This window comes from Anaerozeibacter quisquiliarum (assembly GCF_051162045.1).
Taxonomy (GTDB): domain Bacteria; phylum Bacillota; class Clostridia; order Christensenellales; family Aristaeellaceae; genus Anaerozeibacter; species Anaerozeibacter quisquiliarum.
The window spans coordinates 25,320-41,061 of record NZ_JBISDI010000027.1 but is presented as its reverse complement, the minus strand read 5'-3'; the positions used below and the strand labels follow the sequence as shown (position 1 = coordinate 41,061).

The window sequence follows — 15,742 nt, the reverse complement described above, 5'->3', positions numbered from 1 at the left end:
TATCCAATACCTCCAGAAAATGAGGACGATCTTTCGATCATCCTCTCGTTGAGTGTTGGATTTATGGGCCCAAGCGTGTTTGGGCAGCATCAAAACGATGAGTCGAATGTGTCATGCGGCAAGGTTCAGCCTCACTGCGCGACGATTCGGAGTGCATGTTTACCCAGCATAGTCTTCCACTGATCGATTTGTGATGTCGGAACGGTCAAAAATGTATGCGGGTTATCCCATGTATACCCCAATGCATCATCTCCCAATGCTGGCACGGAAGAGCAGTTGACGAATATTTCCAGATCATCTCCTGCTTGCCAATGGCCGCACCGATATAGACAGCGCCAGCCCAGCGATGTTACGCCTTTTCCGATCGTGATTCTCCTCAGGGCGGAAGCGTAGGCAAAGGCATAGTCGCTGATCCGGGTAACATCATCGCCGACGATGATCTGTTCAATCTGCGCCAGATCGGCAGCCCAGGGTGCGTTCGTTTGCGTGGCTTCTTCCGCGTTCTCGTGATTTGGCTGGTATGCGATCATGGCTGCGTCACTGTGAATCATAAGCGTATGGGTCGATGCGTCATACTGCCAGCCCTCAATCGAATCCATGGGCTCTACGTTGCTTTGCGGTCTCTCAGGATCATCGAGGGTGAAATCCTTATACTCCAGATTCGGATAGATGGCCGCAAGAGCGCTGTAATCCACGATCAGGTTATCTTTCAACTCCGCAGAAGTAAGGCCGGGAAGCGTTGCCAGCGGCGACACATCCTTGATTGCATTGCAGTTCAGCCCCACATACTGAAGTTTGGGGAGCCCCGTCAGGCCGCTGATATCCACAATGCCTACGCCCTTGGCGTCCAGCGCTTCCAGATTCACAAGCCCCGAAAGCGCGTCCAGGTTGCCCACAGAACCGTTCCAACCCAGGCTCAACTCTTTAAGGTTTGTCAGGCGGTTGATTGGCTTGAGGCGGGAAATGTTGCATTTCCAGCAGTTCAGTTTCTCCAGTTTTGCCAGACCCGAAATAGGCCACAGATCAGCCAACTGCATGTTACCGGAAAGGTTGAGCTCCGTTAACCCGGTGAACGCTTCGAGTCCTTGCAGGATTGCGATGGAGCTCTCGCTGTTCTCGCCTTGGGATAGATCGAGCAGCGTGATTGCAGCCGCCTCTTCTGGGGTGATGTCCCCATCCGGCTTATTCATAGCCTTTCGGACACGCTCTTCCAGCAGTTCGTCGGAGAAACGGACAACGCCGGGCTCGGGAAGGATAAAATCGCATTTGCCGAGGTTGGGGTACAGTGCCGTCAGGGGGCTGTAATCCTTTACCGGCGTACCTTCCAGCTTGAGGCCAAATAGCTTCGTCATGTTCTGAAGCGCAGTCAGATCGGAAACGTCGGTGTAGCAAAGGGTCAGCGCTTCGAGATTCGTAAGCCCGGCAAGCGGTGCAAGATCGGCAATGGTGGAGCCGGTGAGGTCCAACCACTTGAGATGGGTAAGCGCCGCCAGCGCAGAATAGTCGCTCGCCTTGCTGTTGCGAAGCGTCAGGCCTTCCAGACCCGTGAGGGTTGAAAGCGCGCTCAGGTCGGTCGCTGCGATGCTGTTGAGCGTCAACTGTTTTAATCCCGTGCAGTAGCGAAGAGCCGACAGGTCGAAGATGTCCTCGCCTGCGGGGCGGTCGTCAAAGCGCTCGAAAGACAGCTCCGCGATCTGTGCCGCCTGTTTGTCGTACACGTTCCCATCGTATATGTGGATGCTGTTGCGGATGATCGATTCCAGCACCGGGTCGCTAAAGGCGACCGCCGTTACGGGATGATCTGGATCGAAATCCATTCCCGCCAAGTTGGGGATAATGGCCGAAAGCGGTGAAAAATCACCGATCATACATTCCTTCAGGTTTAACGTCGTCAGCCCGGTGAGCCCGGCGAGCGGAGACACGTCCGTCACAGGGGTGCTGACTAGCCAAAGGCCGGTGAGTTCCGTCAACCCGGAAAGCGGGGTGAGGTCGGCGATGGTGGAGTAATCCAGTTGAAGGCATTTCAAACGCGTCAGATGCGAAAGCGGCGTGTAATCCTTCGCTTGGCAATTGAACAGGGCCAAGGATTCCAGATTTGTAAGCCCGGCCAGCGGTGCAATGTCGGCCACAGGGTTGCCGCCCAGCCGCAGGTCGACGAGCTTCGTAAGCCCCGCCAGCGGGGTAATATCGGTGATCTGGTTAAAGAGCAATTCTAGTCCCGTGAGGTTCAGGCAGTATTTCACCACTTCGACGCTCTTCACCCGCGACCCTTCGGGTGGGTTTTGCTCGTAATCAAACCCGGTTCCCAAATAGGTAAGGCCAGCCAGCTCCTCCTCGTACACGTCGCCCTCCGGCTTGTTGAGCGCTTGACGGATAGCGGCTTCCAGCACCGAGTCGTCGAAGGCGATCGCTTCGCCCACCGGTGCGGGTGTCGGCTTGACAAGTTCAAAGTCCTTTTCTTTGAGCTTGCCATATATCTTTTCGATCGGCGAATAATCCTTGATAGCACACTCTGCAAGGTACAGCGTGCGCAGCGACTTCAGTTTCGCAAGGGGCGCAACATCCGTTACGGCCGTACATTTCAAACCAAGGGTTTTCAGCTTGGTGAGCTTCGCCAGCGGCGTCAGGTCGGAAATGGCGGAAAAATCGAGAAATAGCGTCTTGAGCTTTTTCAGATTCGCAAGGGGGCTATAGTCCTGCGCCTGGCAGCTGAACAGCGTCAGATTTTCCAGCGCCGTAAGGTTTCCGAGGGGCGTGATATCAGCAATCGGGCTCCCACCCAGCTCCAGCGTTTTTATTTTTGTGAGTCCGCTAAGCGGCGTAATATCGGAAATGTCTTGGAAGTTCAGTTGAAGGGACTGCAGTTTCACGCAGTGAGCCAGCACGGCGATGCTGTGCACCTGCGTGGCTGGGTCGGGGTTTTGCTCATAGTTACGCCCGATCCCCAGGCTCTTAACCTTTGCAAGGTCTTTATCGGTCACATCGCCCTCGGGAATGCCAACCGCGTCTCGCAATGCCGCTTCCAGCACGGGATCGTCGAAGGCCACGACCTGCCCACCCTTCGCCATCCCTGCGGACGGGAACAACAACAGAGCGGCAATCAGAAGAACGGCCATTTTCTTCATTGCTAATCCCTCCAATTCATTCCCTTTTTAGATTGCCATAAGTATATCATAACGCCCAAAAAATACAAGATCCCCCGTTCCTGTGGCGGCATTATTACGCGCCCGGAGCTTCGCCTGCTCCTCCTGGCAAGCGTTCAGCATCCGGGAAAGCCTTTTTGCGGATAGCTCGCCGCTGACCTTGGACTCGAACAGGCCGTTGATGATTCGATCAATCCCTTCCAGCCGATTTTGGATGGCACCCCGCTCCCTTTTGCTGCGGCGCGGGACGTCCCGGTTGCCAGCACTGCTTTTACGCTGAACCGTGCGGATGAGTTCCGCTTCATGGCCTTTTGCCATCGATGTGACTGTCCGCAGATTGCCGGGAACCGCAGCCTCCACAGCGCCCCGCCGGATGTAATGCGGCAAACAAAGAAAACGTACCGTTGGTGTTTTTAGACGCGATGAAAAATGAAAATGCAGCCGTTCTCGCAATCCGGGCAAAACAGAAACCCGTTCAACGGACCCTTGTCGTGCGTAGCGGCTGGTCGGCGCCCGCCCTGCTGTTCCCGTATCCGATGCGCGATCCGCCCTGTATCTTCATCGACGATGGGTTCCCGCGTGTTGCGCGTGATGATCGAGTCCTCTTTGGGAATGGCGGACGCCTCAATCGCGCCCGCCACCAGTTGGAGCGCGTCATAGGTGTGCCCGCTTGCGCTTTATATCGATGATGTCGCCAACCATGTTGGGCCGCCGCTCACCCACAATTTGGGCCGGATATTGATGGACGATATTATATCCCTTATAGGATACCCCGTCATGAAGGTTCTGGCATTGATGAAAAATTGCTTGACAAATTCGCCCACCCGTGGCATAGTACATAATCATCCGACGATTAGGAAAGGAACCGCAGACGATGGACGACCCCGCTGGCGACGCCGGCCCAAGTAGCTTGAGCACCATATTCCAGGTATAGCCTCGCATGGCGCGGAGGCTATGCCTTTTTGTGTGCATCCGAACGAATTGAAGGAGAGAGCATTTTGACATCCATCCCCCAACAGCTGCTGATCCAGATTCTGCTGATCGCGGTCAACGCATTTTTTGCCGCAACCGAGATCGCGGTGATCTCGCTAAAACCCGCCAAGGTGCGCCGCCTGGCCGAGGAGGGCGACAAGACCGCCCAGCGCCTGCTCGACATGGTGGAGCAACCCTCGGGCTTTCTGTCGACGATCCAGATCGGCATTACGCTGTCGGGCTACCTGGGCAGCGCGTTCGCGGCGGACAGCTTCGCGGGGCCGTTGGTCAAGTGGATCTACGAGGGGCTTCAGTTCCAGTTCCTGTCGCGGGGCCTGCTCAACATGCTGGCGATCATCCTGATTACCATCGCGCTGGCCTACTTCACGCTGGTGTTTGGCGAGCTGGTGCCCAAGCGCATCGCGATGCAGCGACCCTATCAGGTGGCGCGGTTCTCGTGCTCGGTGGTGACCGCGATCGCCAAGGCCACGCGCCCGGTGGTGATGTTCCTGTCGATGTCGACCAACACGGTGCTCAGGCTGCTGCGCATGAAGACCGAAACCGAGGAGGAGACGGTCACCGAGGACGAGATCCGCATGATGGTGGAGCTCGGCGAGGAGAAGGGCTCGATCGACGCGGACGAGATGGAGTGGATTCAAAACGTTTTCGACTTCGGCGACATCTCGGTGCGCGAGGCCATGACGCATCAGCCCGACGTGGAGCTGATCGACCTGAGTGACGACACAGCCGATATCCTGCGCGTGATCCGGGAAACCGGCCTGTCGCGCTACCCGGTTTATGATGAGGATCCGAGCGACATCGTGGGCGTGCTGAACGCGCGCGACTACCTGATGAACCTGGCGGAAGACCAGCCGCGCGCGCTCACCGATATCCTGCGTCCGGCGTACTTCGTGCCGGAGACCATTCACGCCAACAAGCTGTTCAAGGACATGCAGAAGAAGAAGGTCCATCTGGCGATCGTGGTGGACGAGTACGGCGAGCCGAGCGGCGTAATCACGATCGAGGACCTGCTCGAGGAGATCGTGGGCAACATCTACGACGAGTTCGACCCGGCGGAGCCGGCGCAGATCGAGCAGTTGGAGGAAAACCTGTGGCGGGTATCGGGCGGCGTGGACATCGAGACGCTTTCGGAGGCGCTCGACATGGAGCTGCCCGAGGACGAGGGCTACGACACGGTGGGCGGCATGGTGTACTCAAGGCTGCACACGATTCCAAAGGACGGCGCGGTGCTGGACGTGCAGGTGCACGGGTTAAACGTGCACGTGGTGCGCGTCGAGGACCGCCGCATCGAAGAAGCCCTGGTCAGCAAGCTGCCCCCGGTAACGGAAAGCGACGTAACCTAGGTAACCGGCGATCAAATCCCACGCGCGGTGGCGGCTGCCTTTGCGCCATCTTGCGCCTCAAAAATCCTCGACGTAGCGCCGCTACGCCTTCAGATTTTGCAAGCGCAATCTGACGCAAATTCAGCGCGCCACCGCACGCGTGCTTTAATCAGCGCTTACCCAGGTAACCGGCGAAGGGGTTCCAGGGGTTTTGGCCCTTGAACCCCTTCGCCGCTCACGCGGACTTTTGCGTTACGCCCCTTCGTCCTCCAATTCCTCCAGCACCGTATACCACCAACCGCCCGCGTATTGGTAACCTTCCAGACCTGGCGGGGGATCGAGCGCGAACGCGCCGGGCAGGGCGTAGCACACCGAAACCGGCGCGCCGTCCATCGCGCGCAGACCGATCGCGCAGACGCCCTGCGTGCCCTCGTCGCAGGGTAGCGGCGCTTCCACAAACACAAAGTCCTCAAGTTCGAACGGCGTGATCGGGCTGGACGTGAAGAACAGCACGCGCAGCGAGGCGATCGACTCGGGCCAATCAACCCGCTCGTCGAGCAAAAGCAACTCGGCCGCGGTCTGCTCGGGCGGCGCTGCCTCCTCGACCGGCGCCTGCGGGACGATCACTTCCTCCTCGGCGGCTACCTCCGGCTCGACCGGCGCTTCCTCAACGATCACTTCCTCCTCGGCGGCTGCTTCCCCCTCAACCGGCGCTTCCTCGACGATCACCTCTTCCACGACCGGCGCCGCCGGCGCCCTCTTGCGCAGGGGCTCAAACACGGGCAGGGTTTCCTCTTCCTCACAGGCCGTGTCCCCCTGCCCTTGCGGCGGCGCGGCCCTTGCGCTCTTCTGGAACGGCGCGAGGGCCGCCTGGTTGACCCGCGCCCAGTTGACCTCGCGGGAGCCGTTGACCATGCCGGTCATCATGAGCTCCGGTGCGTCCGCGCCGGTTCGCACCAGCGCCACCAGCGTATAGTCGCCTAAGTCCATCCCGTTCAGGTTGCGCGGGTCGAACGTCGCCGTCATGCCCGACTGGCCCCGGCTGTCCATGCCCAGCACGCCCAGCGGATATACGGTGACGCGCTCGCCCGCGCACGCCATCAGCAAGGCGTTCAAGGTGTCGCCCGAATCCGCGCCCGAAACGGTGAAGCGCATCGTGCCCGTCAGCGTGCGGCGCTCCAGCCGCACGTGGCCGCTCATCCCCCTGGACGGCGTCACCGGCCGCAGCACGATCAGCGCGCGCCGATAATCGTTTCTGATCATATCAATCCCCTCCCGTCGAGCAAGCCTATGCGCAAGAGCAATCGCTTACGACTGCGGTCGCAGGCGATTCAGGCCGCCCCAGAATATTGGCGCTTCGATGGGGCGGATTCCATGCGCGACGGAGGCGACGCGCGCGGCATTGCGCATCAGGCAACGGACTCAGTCACAGAGGCGGTCAACGCCCTTCCCCTAAAGAGGCAAAAAGCGCGTTGATTGGTATTGACGTTGCAGCTCGCCGTGTTGACTGATGATTGCCTGTTTGTGTATAATGTGTGAGAAGTGAGCGAACGGGCTCCCGCCTGGGTTGCTTTCTTTGGAAAATCGTACAATAAAGCGCCCATACCCGACGCATATTGTTTAAAGGAAAGTGTGTTCTATGTGTAAGGCGGGAACGAACCGGATAAGGCGTTTCGCAAACGTACTGTTAAACGTGCTGTTGGTTGTCGCCATTCTGCTGCCGACAATCCTGCAGTTGGGCACCTACACGCTGTCCGAACAGGATATCGCCGGCGCCGTAGCCGAGGCCATCGCCGCGCAAGACGATGTCAAAATTGAGCGCATCGGCGAGCTCACATCACTGCGCACCCAGTTCTCGATCATCGCAACATACGATGTGGCTCTTCATGATCTGGGGAATCGGATCTATGTCGCGGTTCTGCAAAAAGGACAGCTGTTTTCAAAATACAATCTGCAATATGTGACGAGCACGTCGAATGTCGACAGCGTACTCGTCACGGGCGACGATTACTATCGGATCAATTCGTATAGGGTGCGCCGTGACAAAATAGCGCCTGAAGGCGGACGCTGGGATTTCATATCGATTCTGGGCGCAATCGTATGGTTCGTCTATGTCGTGACGCTCTGCGCCGTGGGACTGAGAAATCGGAAATTGAGGAAAAGCGGGGAAGGGAACCCGTCCGGCTTCCCTTCCCCGCTCGCCTGATGCGCAGATCGGCGATTCAGGCGAGCACGCGCTTCAAAAATTCCCGGGTGCGCGGCTGCGCGGGGGCGGTGAATATCTTGCCCGGCGGGCCCTGCTCCACGATGACGCCGCCGTCCATGAACACCACGCGGTCGGCCACGCCCTGGGCAAACGCCATTTCGTGGGTCACCACCAGCATCGTAAGCCCGCTCTGGGCCAGGTCCTTCATGACGGAGAGCACCTCGCCCACCATCTCGGGGTCGAGCGCCGAGGTAGGCTCGTCGAACAGCAGCACCTCGGGGTCCATCGACAGCGCGCGCGCGATCGCCACGCGCTGCTTCTGCCCGCCCGAGATCTGATGCGGCCGGGCGTCCACATAAACCTCCATGCCGACGGAGGCCAGGTGCTTGCGCGCGTTTTTCTCGCTCTCGGCGCGGCCGCGCTTTAGCACCTTCATCTGCCCCACCACGCAGTTTTCGAGCACGGTCATGTTGCCGAACAGGTTGAACTGCTGGAACACCATGCCCACCTTGGCGTGGTAGGCGGAAAGCGCGAACGAGCGCGCGCGGATGTCGCTGCCCCGATAGAGGATTTCTCCGCCGCTGGGCGTCTCGAGCAGGTTGATGCAGCGCAACAGCGTGGACTTGCCCGAACCCGACGCGCCGATGATGCAGATGACCTCGCCCTTGTGCGCCTCGAAGTCGATGTCCGACAGCACCTCGTTGTCGCCGAACGCCTTGCGCAGATGGCGCACCTCAAGCACCCGTTCCACTTGCGTTCCCCCTCTCCATCACGATCACCGATCGGCTGTCCGACTGGGAGCCGTGCACGCGGTAGGTGTCGGGCCCGTCCATCTTCTTTTCAAGCAGGCGCAAGAGGCGCGTGACGGTCAGCGTCATTACGAGGTAGATCACGCCCGCGATAAAGAACGCCTCGAAGAAGCGGAAGTAGGTGCCCGAGGCCGACTTGGTCTGGAAGAACAGCTCGCTGACCGAGATCACGTTGAGCACCGACGAGTCCTTGATGTTGACCACGAACTCGTTGCCGATCGAGGGCATGATGTTGCGCACCGCCTGCGGCAATACGACGCTCGTCATCGTCTGCCAGTGGCTCATGCCGATCGAGCGCGCGGCCTCGGTCTGCCCCGCGTCCACCGAGATGATGCCGCCGCGGACGATCTCGGCCATGTAGGCCGCGGTATTGATCGACACGATCAGGATGCCCGCCGGCAGGTAGGGCATGTTCAGCCCCAGATACTGCATCGCGCCGTAGTAGATTACCATGGCCTGCACCATCATGGGTGTGCCGCGAAACACCTCGATGTATATGCCGAGCAGCGCCTTGAGCAGCCGGAGCGCGGCGCGCGGCAGCAGCCCCGCGCCGGGCGAGGGCTGCATATCGCGCGCGATCGCCACGATCAGCCCCAGCGCAAACCCCAGCACCGTACCCGTCAGCGCCACTGTCAGCGTGACGCCCGCTCCCTGCAAGAACAAGAGGCCGTACTTCTCGAGCAGCAGCCACACCCAGCCAAAAAACGTCGTGGGCATCCGATCAACTCCCGCATGAGGGGCGCTTGACGCGCCCAATTTTTCTCGTCGGAGCACGGGGAGGCTCCCCGGGTGGGTCCGGGAGGGCTGCGGCCCTCCCGGGGACGCGCCCGCCGGCGTGTACGAAGGGCGTGAATGCGATGCCGACAGAGGAAGGGCCGCAGCCCGACCGAACCGGAATCAATCAGCGCTTACCCCGGTAACCGCCGATCAAATCCCACGCGCGGTGGCGGCTGCCTTTGCGCCATCTTGCGCCTCAAAAATCCTCGACGTAGCGCCGCTACGCCTTCAGATTTTGCAAGCGCAATCTGACGCAAATTCAGCGCGCCACAGCACGCGTGCTTTAATCAGCGCTTACCTAGGCCAGCGGACTCGCCGCGGCGGCGTCCATCATGATCTGCTGGCGCTCTTCCTCGGTGATGCCTTTAAGCGCGCGGTTGACTTCCTCGGTCAGCGCGCTGCCCTTGGCGATGCCCACGGCGATCGAGCGCTCATCCTCCGAAGCCGCGAAGCCGCTGCCCTCGTCAAAGCTTACGAACCCCAACTCGGGGTTGGCTGCGACCGCCGCCAGCGCGCCCGGGCGCTCGGATACGTAGCCGTCTATCCCGCCGGCCTTGAGCGCCACGATCATGGCCGGGAAGCTCTCCATCGCGATCATCTTGTTAACGCCTTCGATCTGGTCGATCACCGTGTAGTGTACGGTATTCTGCTGGCCGGTGATCCGCGCGCCCGAGAAGCCGGTCAGCGCGGTGGCCGCGGCGACGGCGCTGTCCTTACGCACCACGATCACCAAGTCGCTCAGGTAGTACCGGTCGGAAAAGTCGATCGTGGCCTTGCGCTCCTCGGTGGGGCTCATGCCCGCGACGATCAGGTCGATCTTACCCGAGGTCAGCGCCGGCACCAGCCCGTCCCAGACCGTCTTGACGATCTCGAGCTCCCGGCCCAGGGCCTCGGCGATTTTTTTCGCGATACGCACGTCGTAGCCGTCGGCGTAGCCGCCGCCCTCGAGCGGCACCGCCTGCTCGGACGGATCGGACTGCGTCCAGTTGAACGGGGTGTAGTCGCACTCCATGCCCACGCGCAGTTTTTCCGCGGCCAGCGCGGATGACGAGAACAGCAGCAGGACGAGCAGCAGGATCGACACGAACTTCTTCACGGGAAACCCTCCTTAAATTCGAAGTGAGTGACCAAAAACGGCCGAAGCGTTCGCTTCGACCGTCTATGCCCAACTGAGGCCGGTCAACCGATAGCGCCCCACATCATGATAAGATGTGAAAGTTAGCCGGATGTTCTCCGTCTACCCAGCGCATGGCCGCTCAAGCCCAGCCCGCGCTTCGGCAAAATCCCCTTTCACGCACCGTCCGCGCCGCTTGAGCGGCTCGGGCACCCTACTCATGAACTTCGCGCCTCTATCTCGATTCGGTTTTCAACGGTCGAATTATAACCCCGCTCTCCACAAATGGCAAGCTCATTCGCGCGGAAATTGCGTTAAAATGCAAGATTTCGGATCGGCCCATGCAGTTTTGCCGCATGCCGGCGCGCCCGCAAAAATTAGCACGATCATGCTCGACAAACGACCTTTGCTCCCTCTATAATGAAATACTTGTATTCCGTCTTGGAGGGTTACCATGCAATTTATCGCCAAGGGTGCGTTCGGCCTCGAGGGGCTCATCAAGCAGGATCTCACACGCCTGGGCGCGCTCGGCGTCACGCCGCTGCCCACCGGCGGGGTGCTGTTCGAGGGCGACCTCGCGCTTGCCCTTCGCGCCAACCTGTGGCTGCGCACCGCCGACCGGGTGCTGCTGCAAATGGGCAGGTTCCCGGCGCGCACGTTCGACGAGCTGTTCGAGGGCATACGCGCGCTTAACTGGGAGGACGTGTTGCCGGACGACGCGCAGTTGCCGGTCAAGGCGCATTGCGCGCGGTCGCAGCTGATGAGCCCGTCCGACTGCCAGTCGATCGCCAAGAAGGCGGTGGCGCGGCGCATGCAGGAAAGGCGCGGGCTGAATTGGCTCGGCGAGTCGGGCGCGCCGCACGAGATCGACATCGGCATCCTCAAGGACGAGGTGACCGTGGGGCTCAACATGTCGGGCGCGGCGCTTTCCCGGCGCGGCTACCGCACCTTAAACGGCGAAGCGCCGCTGCGCGAGACGCTGGCCGCGGCCGTGGCGCTGTGGTCGCCCTGGCGGCCGAACACTTTGCTGCACGACCCCTGCTGCGGCACGGGCACGCTGCTGATCGAGGCGGCGTTCATCGCGCTCGACCGCGCGCCGGGGCTCATGCGCTCATTCGACTGCGAAGCCTGGCCCGCGATGGACGCGCACGCGGTCCAAACGGCGCGCGGCGAGGCGGCCGAGCGGTTTGCGGAAGGCGCGAAGCGCCCGCTCCGTCTGTCGGGCAGCGACATCGACGCGCAGGCGCTCGAGCTTGCGCGGCGGCACCTGGTTCAGGCCGGACTGGCCGGGCGGGTTTCGCTCGAAAAGAAGGACGTACGCGATTTGCGCCTGCCGCCCGGCGGCGGCGCGGTGCTGACCAACCCGCCCTACGGCGAGCGGCTGGGCGACCGGCGCGCGGCGCAGGCGGTGGCGCGCCAACTGGGCGAATTGATGCGCCGGTCAAGCGGCTGGTCGATGGCGGCGCTGACCGCCGACACCGGCTTTGAGAAGGCCTTCGGCCGGCGGGCCGACAAGCGCCGGCGGCTGTACAACGGCCGGATCGAATGCGAGCTGATGACCTATAACGGACGCGGAGGAGAAAGGCCATGATCGGACGCGCCATATTCAACAGAACCCCCCTGCCCCCCAACCGCTTCGCGCCGCTGCCGCTGGGCGCGGTAAAGCCGGCGGGCTGGCTCGAGGAGCAGCTGTCCATCCAGGCGCGCGCGGCGCGCGAGACGCTGACCGCCCGCTTCCCCGGCGCGGACGGCTCGTCCAGCTGGCTGGGTGGGACGCGGGACGACGCAACCTCCGCCAGCGAGGCGCTGGCCGGGCTGGTGGGGCTGGCGTATGTGACCGGCGACGAGGCGCTCGTCGCGCTGGTTCGGCGGTTCGTCGACTGGACGCTGCGCAGCCAGACCGAGTCGGGCGACTTCGGCCCGGCGGGGCTTGCGGATTGGTGGCCCAAGCTGATGATGCTGCGCGTGCTGCAAAGGCACTTCACCGCCACCGCCGACCGTGAAGCGCTCAAATGCATGGATCGCTTCTTCCGCTTCCAGCTGCAAACGCTGCCTTCGCTGCCGCTTATGGGGCATGCCGCCGCGCGCGCGGGCGAAAACCTGCAATCGGTGCTGTTTCTGTACAACCTGACCGGCCAGCCGTATCTGCGGAAGCTGTGCGACCTGATCCGCGCGCAGTCGCTCGACTGGACCGACGAACTGCACATCTTCCCCCACATCCGCCCGACCGCCAAGTACCGGCCCTGGCCGGCGCTTGAGGCGGGGCTCAAGGCCGAGGGCGAGTTCAGCGGCGTCGATCAGAAGGTCAACGGCCGCGAGTACCATCTGACCCATGCGGTCGATCTGGCGTTCGGGCTCAAGACGCCGGGCATGATTAACCTGGTCAAGAGCGGCTTCAAGGAGGTCAGCGCGTTCAAGGTGGGCTGGTCGAAACTGATGAAGCAGCACGGCGTGGCGCTGGGTATGTACACGGGCGACGACCACCTGGCAGGCGCGAACCCGGCGCAGGGCGTGAACCTCGACGCGGTCTGCGAGACGATGGTGTCGCTATCCGCGCTGATCGGCACGGGCGATGAGTTCGGCTGGGAGATGGCCGACGTGCTCGAGAAGCTCTCCTACAACGCGTTGCCCGCGGCCTGGTCTCGGGACGGACGGTGCAGCCAGCGTCTGCAACAAGCCGACCAGGTCGACGTCAGCCTATCCCCGCGCCCGTTCTACAACGCGCCGAACGACGCGCTGTGCATGAGCGAGCGACCGATCGGTCTGTCCGAGGGCGGCTTCGCACAGCTGGCATCCAGCCTGTGGTACGCCACCGGCGACGATGGGCTGGCCGCGGTGGGCTACGCGCCCTGCACGGTGTCGTTTGTGGCCGGCGGCGAGCGCGTGCGCGTGGACGTCTCGGGCGACTACCCGTTTGGCGGCCAGGTCGCTTTGCGCGTGACGGTCAAGCAGCCATGCGAATTCCCGCTGTACCTGCGCATCCCCGGCTGGGCGGAGCAGGCGATCCTGACGCTGCCCGACGGCGAGCTGATGCAGATGCGCGGCGGCGAGATTGCCTGCGTCCGGCGGCGCTGGATTGGTGAGGAAAGCCTCGAGATGGATCTGCCGATGCGCCCGCGCCTGACGCGCTGGGCGCGTAGGTCCGGCGCGGTCGAGCTGGGCCCGCTGCTGATGTGCCTGAACCTTACCGGCGATACGCCGTGGAACTGGGCGCTGATCGAAGACGAGCCGATGAAGGCGATAACCGGCGGCGGGCCGGCGCGCGCGTTCAAGCAAGGCGTCCGGGACGTTAGGGTATTGGTCAAGGCCGCGCGCACGGACGAGTGGGCGATGGGCGGCGCGAGCTGCCAGCAACCGCCGGTCGAGCCGCAGGCGGACGGCGCGCCGCAGGTGATCGCGCTCACGCCCTACGGCGATTCGGATTTGCGCATCGCGCAGTTCCCGGTCATTCCCCCGAGCAAGGGCTGAAACACGACGAAAAACAGGAGCTAAGTCATGCGGAAGAAGCTGGATCGGGGAATCTTTGTCTGGGATCGTGAATTCACGGGCGCCGTGGTGCGCTTGGCGCTGCCGGTGCTGCTGCAGGCGCTGGTGGCCTCCTTCATGTTCATCGTGGACAACCTGATGATCGGCCAGCTGGGTCAAAGCGCGCTGGCCGGGGTGACGCAGGCCAACCGGATCACCTTCTTCATGCAGGTGACCATGTTCGGCGTGGTCAGCGGCGCGTCGGTGTTCACCGCGCAGTACTGGGGCGCGCGCGATCTTCCGGGCATCCACAAGACGCTGGGGCTGGGCATGCTGACGGCCGGATGCGTGGCGCTGCCGTTCGCGCTGGCGGCCATATTCATCCCCGAGCAGATGATGCGCGTGCTGATCCAAAGCGGGGGCGCCGATGACGCGCTGGCCGCGGGCGTGGAATACCTGCGCGTGGTGGGTTTCGCCTACCTGATCCAGGCGATGTCGATGGTGCAGTCGGCGGTCTTGAAATCGACCGAGCAGGTGAAGCTGCCGATGTACGGCTCGTTTGCCGCCATCCTGACCAACATGACCTTCAACGCGCTGCTGATCTTCGGCAAGCTGGGGTTCCCGCGGCTGGGCGTAACCGGAGGCGCGATCGCCACCGTGATGGGCTGCGCGGTGGAGCTTCTTCTGCTGGTCGTCGGGGGCTATAAGATGAACTTCGCCAACGCCGCGAAGCTTGCGGACCTCGTATCGGGCACGCGCGAGGACGCCAGGCGCTTCTTCCGCGTGGTGCTGCCCACGATGGTCAACGAGGCCGCCTGGTCGCTGGGCATGGTCATGTACTCGATCGCCTACGGCATGATGGGCGAGGGCACGGTCGCGTCGATCAGCATCTTGAATAACATCGAGCAGCTGGTCTCGATCGCGCTGCGCGGCGCGACGCACGCCTGCGCGGTGATGATCGGCATGGCGATCGGCGCGGGCCGCAACAAGGAGGCCGAGCTGATCGCCCGGCGCATGCTGGTGCTGGGGGTGGGCCTGGGGCTGTTGACGGGCCTGGTGGCGATGCTCGTGGGGCCTACGGTGATCGCTCTGTTCCCGGTGCCCCCCGAGACCGCGGCGGCGACGCACACACTGATTAACACCTACGTCGGCTTTACCTGGGTGCAGGCGCTGGCCAGCCTGCTGATCGTGGGCATCCTGCGCGCGGGCGGCGACGTGAAGTACGCGATGATCGTGGACATACTGCCGGTGTGGCTGGTCGGCATCCCGATGGTCTTCCTGGCCGGCCCGGGGCTCAACTGGCCGATCCACTGGGTCTTTCTCCTGACCCGCATCGAGGAAGTCATCAAGGACGTCATCTGCATAAGGCGCCTGCGAAGCGGCAAATGGATCCACAACCTGGTCGCGAAAGAGGGTTGACGTGTAAAATTTCCATCTCCCCCCTTGACGGTCATACCCCATGATGCTATAATAAACCGCGTCGCTTGACGATCCCACGGGGTGTAGCGCAGCTCGGTAGCGCACGTGCTTTGGGAGCATGGGGTCGCAGGTTCAAATCCTGTCACCCCGACCAGCGTCCGGCGCGCGATATTCGGCCTCTTGGTCAAGCGGTTAAGACACCGCCCTTTCACGGCGGTAACAGGGGTTCGAGTCCCCTAGAGGTCACCACTCAGCGCACCGGCATCGCCCGGTGCGCTGTCCCCCCGGGGGACATATCCCGGCGCGCATGGGCCTTTAGCTCAGTTGGTCAGAGCGGTCGGCTCATAACCGATTGGTCCGGGGTTCAAGTCCCTGAAGGCCCACCACATGGTCCGGTAGTTCAGTTGGTTAGAATGCCAGCCTGTCACGCTGGAGGTCGAGGGTTCGAGCCCCTTCCGGATCGCCAAAAAAGCGGGTCGCCGACCCGCTTTTTT

General features: G+C 62.1%; 11 protein-coding genes, 4 tRNA genes and 1 riboswitch. Of the genes, 9 read left to right on the top strand and 6 right to left on the bottom strand.

Annotation, left to right across the window (positions count from 1 at the left end; translation table 11 throughout):
- Nucleotides 1-131: 131 nt before the first annotated feature.
- Complete coding sequence (locus tag ACH6CV_RS12490) at nucleotides 132-3,125, bottom strand: leucine-rich repeat protein (RefSeq protein WP_456358533.1); 2,994 nt, start codon at nucleotides 3,123-3,125, stop codon at nucleotides 132-134.
- Between the two features lie 27 nt (nucleotides 3,126-3,152).
- On the bottom strand, nucleotides 3,153-3,605 hold the full coding sequence (locus ACH6CV_RS12485; RefSeq protein ID WP_456358532.1) for a hypothetical protein: 453 nt from the start codon (nucleotides 3,603-3,605) through the stop codon (nucleotides 3,153-3,155).
- A gap of 536 nt (nucleotides 3,606-4,141) precedes the next feature.
- On the opposite strand from ACH6CV_RS12485, the gene ACH6CV_RS12480 reads away from it, so the two are divergent.
- On the top strand, nucleotides 4,142-5,479 hold the full coding sequence (locus tag ACH6CV_RS12480; protein WP_456358531.1) for a hemolysin family protein: 1,338 nt from the start codon (nucleotides 4,142-4,144) through the stop codon (nucleotides 5,477-5,479).
- A 231-nt stretch (nucleotides 5,480-5,710) separates the two neighbouring features.
- Here the strand turns inward: ACH6CV_RS12480 and ACH6CV_RS12475 are convergent, their stop codons facing one another.
- Nucleotides 5,711-6,721 carry a hypothetical protein gene (locus ACH6CV_RS12475; RefSeq protein WP_456358530.1) on the bottom strand — a complete coding sequence of 337 codons (1,011 nt, stop codon included), beginning with the start codon at nucleotides 6,719-6,721 and terminating at the stop codon, nucleotides 5,711-5,713.
- A gap of 376 nt (nucleotides 6,722-7,097) precedes the next feature.
- Between ACH6CV_RS12475 and ACH6CV_RS12470 the strand changes: the two genes are divergently transcribed.
- Nucleotides 7,098-7,664, top strand: a complete 567-nt coding sequence (locus ACH6CV_RS12470; RefSeq protein ID WP_456358529.1) for a hypothetical protein — start codon at nucleotides 7,098-7,100, stop codon at nucleotides 7,662-7,664.
- A gap of 16 nt (nucleotides 7,665-7,680) precedes the next feature.
- Here the strand turns inward: ACH6CV_RS12470 and ACH6CV_RS12465 are convergent, their stop codons facing one another.
- The 3 genes from ACH6CV_RS12465 to ACH6CV_RS12455 form a co-directional block, all read right to left on the bottom strand.
- Entirely contained in the window at nucleotides 7,681-8,415 is a 735-nt protein-coding gene (locus ACH6CV_RS12465) for an amino acid ABC transporter ATP-binding protein (RefSeq protein WP_456358528.1), read from the bottom strand.
- Nucleotides 8,399-9,190, bottom strand: a complete 792-nt coding sequence (locus tag ACH6CV_RS12460) for an amino acid ABC transporter permease (protein WP_456358527.1) — start codon at nucleotides 9,188-9,190, stop codon at nucleotides 8,399-8,401. The genes ACH6CV_RS12465 and ACH6CV_RS12460 overlap by 17 nt, the downstream gene beginning before the upstream one ends.
- A gap of 358 nt (nucleotides 9,191-9,548) precedes the next feature.
- Entirely contained in the window at nucleotides 9,549-10,346 is a 798-nt protein-coding gene (locus tag ACH6CV_RS12455; RefSeq protein ID WP_456358526.1) for a transporter substrate-binding domain-containing protein, read from the bottom strand.
- A gap of 83 nt (nucleotides 10,347-10,429) precedes the next feature.
- A riboswitch (Lysine riboswitch) is annotated at nucleotides 10,430-10,610 on the bottom strand.
- A 208-nt stretch (nucleotides 10,611-10,818) separates the two neighbouring features.
- Here ACH6CV_RS12455 and ACH6CV_RS12450 point away from each other — a divergent pair.
- The 7 genes from ACH6CV_RS12450 (at nucleotide 10,819) to ACH6CV_RS12420 (ending at nucleotide 15,714) form a co-directional block, all read left to right on the top strand.
- Nucleotides 10,819-11,955, top strand: coding sequence for a THUMP domain-containing class I SAM-dependent RNA methyltransferase (locus ACH6CV_RS12450; RefSeq protein ID WP_456358525.1), 1,137 nt, complete (start codon nucleotides 10,819-10,821; stop codon nucleotides 11,953-11,955).
- The gene (locus ACH6CV_RS12445) at nucleotides 11,952-13,832 is read left to right on the top strand and encodes a hypothetical protein (RefSeq protein ID WP_456358524.1); all 1,881 of its coding nucleotides are present in this window, start codon (nucleotides 11,952-11,954) and stop codon (nucleotides 13,830-13,832) included. The genes ACH6CV_RS12450 and ACH6CV_RS12445 overlap by 4 nt, the downstream gene beginning before the upstream one ends.
- 27 nt (nucleotides 13,833-13,859) lie before the next feature.
- Entirely contained in the window at nucleotides 13,860-15,248 is a 1,389-nt protein-coding gene (locus tag ACH6CV_RS12440) for an MATE family efflux transporter (RefSeq protein ID WP_456358523.1), read from the top strand.
- Nucleotides 15,249-15,325: 77 nt separating this feature from the next.
- A tRNA-Pro gene (locus tag ACH6CV_RS12435) sits at nucleotides 15,326-15,402 on the top strand.
- 20 nt (nucleotides 15,403-15,422) lie between these two features.
- Nucleotides 15,423-15,497: transfer RNA gene (locus tag ACH6CV_RS12430), tRNA-Glu, on the top strand.
- Between the two features lie 60 nt (nucleotides 15,498-15,557).
- Nucleotides 15,558-15,634: transfer RNA gene (locus tag ACH6CV_RS12425), tRNA-Ile, on the top strand.
- A gap of 3 nt (nucleotides 15,635-15,637) precedes the next feature.
- Nucleotides 15,638-15,714, top strand: a tRNA-Asp gene (locus tag ACH6CV_RS12420).
- Nucleotides 15,715-15,742: the final 28 nt, after the last annotated feature.

Excerpts from the sequence above, each read along its gene's own strand:
- ACH6CV_RS12490 (WP_456358533.1), bottom strand. The coding sequence starts at position 3,125 with ATGAAGAAAATGGCCGTTCTTCTGATTGCCGCTCTGTTGTTGTTCCCG.
- ACH6CV_RS12475 (WP_456358530.1), bottom strand. The coding sequence starts at position 6,721 with ATGATCAGAAACGATTATCGGCGCGCGCTGATCGTGCTGCGGCCGGTG.
- ACH6CV_RS12470 (WP_456358529.1), top strand. The coding sequence starts at position 7,098 with ATGTGTAAGGCGGGAACGAACCGGATAAGGCGTTTCGCAAACGTACTG.
- ACH6CV_RS12460 (WP_456358527.1), bottom strand. The coding sequence starts at position 9,190 with ATGCCCACGACGTTTTTTGGCTGGGTGTGGCTGCTGCTCGAGAAGTAC.
- ACH6CV_RS12450 (WP_456358525.1), top strand. The coding sequence starts at position 10,819 with ATGCAATTTATCGCCAAGGGTGCGTTCGGCCTCGAGGGGCTCATCAAG.
- ACH6CV_RS12445 (WP_456358524.1), top strand. The coding sequence starts at position 11,952 with ATGATCGGACGCGCCATATTCAACAGAACCCCCCTGCCCCCCAACCGC.
- ACH6CV_RS12440 (WP_456358523.1), top strand. The coding sequence starts at position 13,860 with ATGCGGAAGAAGCTGGATCGGGGAATCTTTGTCTGGGATCGTGAATTC.